The sequence below is a fragment of the Alteromonas sp. 4NH20-0104 genome (assembly GCF_057547795.1).
Genome location: NZ_BAAJLP010000079.1, coordinates 1 through 563, shown reverse-complemented (window position 1 = coordinate 563; position 563 = coordinate 1). Strand labels below are relative to the sequence as shown.

Annotated in this window: 1 protein-coding gene; it reads right to left on the bottom strand. The window is 44.9% G+C overall.

Features of this window, described 5'->3' with window-relative positions; translation table 11 throughout:
- The coding region (locus AC27IB_RS23500; protein ID WP_487124065.1) for a transposase at positions 1–515 on the bottom strand (515 nt) is incomplete at its 3' end.
- Positions 516–563 lie beyond the last annotated feature (48 nt).

Here is a 563-nt window from a genome sequence, read left to right as displayed (position 1 = left end):
GCATCACGGTCTGCACTGACGGCTATTCGCTCGGGCTGACTGTGTAACATATCCCAGCTTACATGCACCTCGACCGCAGCAGGGCTAATGGTGGTAAAACGTCCTTTAAATTCTTCCTTTAATGCATCGTGGACGGCAAACGAACTACCATCTTGTAACACGACCTGTTTAAACGCTGACAGGTCAGTGTCTGTACCCAGAATATGCTGCTGCCATTTGTGCAATGCAACGCCCACTATGCGTTGAATCAGCTGCTTAAATTTTGGCTTGCTCAGTTGATTGTGAAACGGCTTGTACTGTACATCGGTGTACGTCAATCCGGTAAAATAGCGGTGCAAATCACTGATGCAGTCAATGCTCTTGTCCCCCATGGCCGTCACCAGTGCCATTACTAACTCATAGGGTTTAACTATACGTTCACGATGGCAAAAACCACACCGTTTACCGATATCGTTAATATTAAATTCGTTCAGGACTTCCGTTATCTTGTTTAGCTCGTTATTCTTATCGCGCATGTTCTCAAATTTGTTTTATGACGTTTGTTTGGCGATAAACATCTGATC